The sequence below is a fragment of the Acinetobacter sp. 1294596 genome, from assembly GCF_000582925.1.
Taxonomy (GTDB): domain Bacteria; phylum Pseudomonadota; class Gammaproteobacteria; order Pseudomonadales; family Moraxellaceae; genus Acinetobacter; species Acinetobacter radioresistens.
The window spans coordinates 1-2,421 of record NZ_JFCC01000088.1 but is presented as its reverse complement, the minus strand read 5'-3'; the positions used below and the strand labels follow the sequence as shown (position 1 = coordinate 2,421).

2 protein-coding genes are annotated in these 2,421 nt (G+C 36.2%); both read left to right on the top strand.

The features are described from left to right. Positions 1-100 precede the first annotated feature (100 nt). Positions 101-1,237, top strand: a complete 1,137-nt coding sequence (locus J502_RS15840) for a cache domain-containing protein (protein ID WP_249301646.1) — start codon at positions 101-103, stop codon at positions 1,235-1,237. Between the two features lie 24 nt (positions 1,238-1,261). Next, a protein-coding gene (locus J502_RS15830) for an IS3 family transposase (protein WP_155757378.1) occupies positions 1,262-2,421 on the top strand; the annotation gives its coding sequence in 2 pieces (ribosomal slippage) (positions 1,262-1,496 and positions 1,496-2,421; 1,161 coding nt in all).

Here is a 2,421-nt window from a genome sequence, read left to right as displayed (position 1 = left end):
TTTTTACTCTTGTGATAGAATTTACAAAAACAAATTACTACGTGGATACTCATATCGTAGTGTATATTTAATAGAATTAATAGCTGGCTAACTTTCTGGCATGCCAAATACTTACCAAAGAAAAATTTTTAAACTTAATTTAAGAAAATTAATTCTAATTTTAACTGCTTTAGCAGTCTCATTTTTATTTGTTATCTCCTTAGTAGCAAGTTATATCCTTTTTAAGAAAGAATTAGTCAAGAAATCACTTTTTCTCAACTATGAATATGCTTCTAAAATTGCTTCGAATACTGACAGGAAACTTCAAGTTACTTTAAACGAACTGAAATACAGCGCAGATATAATAGGTCAGGGCTTTGATCAGCGTACATTTAAAGAACATGAAGTTGAGCGACTTAAAAATCTTTCTCATCACTTTGACACTTTAATTATAGGTAATAGCCAAGGATCGGTTACTGAATACACATTAAAGCAGCTTAATCTTGATCAAAGACAAGTGTCTACCTCACTGGGAGTTCAGGGATCTTTACGAAGTAAGCATGCTTATATCTCACCGCCCTATTATTCAGTCAGAAATAATTTGGTAATCTTTATCTCACAGCCAATCTTTGATAATAAACATATCTATAAGGGGTATGTAGGCACTTTAATTCATTTAAAAGAAACTAACATGATTAATGAATTACTGCCACTGGAATATAACTATAAAAATAACAATATCTATATCATTGATAGAAATGGAAAAATTGTATTTGATCCGAATAGGAAAAAAATCGGGGGTCTCGTAGCCCAGAATAGTAGTATGGCCTCTATAGAGTATAGAAAAAGTGGGAAAACTGAATTAATCAATGATATAGGAACAAAATATGTAGCTGGTTTTGCCTACATACCTACAACCGGATGGATCGTTGTTTCACAAGAACCATTGGCCGATTTAATTGATGAAACCAAATCAATTATTTTTAGATTAAGTGGTGTGATCTTTATATTTTATCTATTAATTTTCTATATTGTCTGGAGAGCATCTGCTTTTATAGCCTCACCTCTCCATGAGCTTGCCAAGATGGCAAGTGCTTTGAATCAACCTGAGACTAAAACAAAAATTAAGAAAATCAAGCCATGGTATTACGAAGTACAAAAATTCAAATTTTCATTACTTTCTAGTATTGAAAAATTTAGCAGTAAAATTGATCCTAGCCAAAATAATGGACAGCACGTCCCTCTAAAGATAACGTAACTTTAATCTTTGGAGATTCAAGAAATGGCTAAACGTTTTAGTCCCGAATTTAAACAGCAAGCGATTGATTATGCACTTTCAAACTCCCACGAACCTATAGCTGCAATCGCCCAGAAATTAGGTGTGGGTTATTCAACTTTAGACAAATGGATTCGTGAAGCCAATCCAGTGGGTTCAAGCAAACGTCAACTTTCACCAGAACAACAGCGGATCTTAGAATTAGAGAAAGAAGTCAAACAGCTCAGGGAAGCCAATGACATCTTAAAAAAAGCGCATGTGTACTTTCTAACAGATCATGCCAAGAAAAGTACACGGTAATTCAAGATCTAGATATGAATGAAGTCACCGTATCTTCTGCCTGTAAATACCTAGGTGTCAGCACTTCAGGCTATTATGCCTGGCGAAAACGTCAAGCCAATACGGCACAGAAATATAATGACTTAAAAGCCGTATATTGGCAGCATCATGCACGATTGGGTGCACCTTCATTAGTACATGACATGCATGATTTAGGTTACAACATTAGCGAACGTACTATTGGAAGGATGCTAAAAAAACTTGGTTTACGTAGCAGGATTGCACGTAAATACAAGCATACGACTGATTCAAACCATCGTTTGCCTACAGCGCCTAACTTGTTGGATCGTCAATTTACGGTCAATCAACCCAATAAGATCTGGACAACAGACATTACCTATATCCGCACTAAAGAAGGTTGGTTGTATTTATGTGTGATGCTAGATTTATTTAGCCGTCGTATCGTGGGGTGGCAAACCAGCCATCGAATAGACCGCCAGTTGGTGTGTGATACGTTTAACTATGCAATGGCTCGTCAGGGTTATCCAACTGGTGTTATGGTTCATTCAGACCAAGGTTCACAGTACTGTAGTCGTGATTTTAGAGCGCTGTTACTGACAAATGATTGTACTCAGAGTATGTCTAGACGTGGAAACTGTTGGGATAATGCAGTGACTGAAAGCTTCTTTCATACATTAAAAGGTCATGTGGTACATGGCAGTGTGTTTTCGACTCGAAAAGAAGCGAATGCTGTCTTGTTTGACTATATTGAAATTTATTACAATCGGGTCAGAAGACATTCTGCAAACGGCTGGTTAAGTCCAGAAGCCTTTGAACAGAAATATATTAAAAGTTTAGAGGGGCTGGTTGTCCACGATACTGTCTAG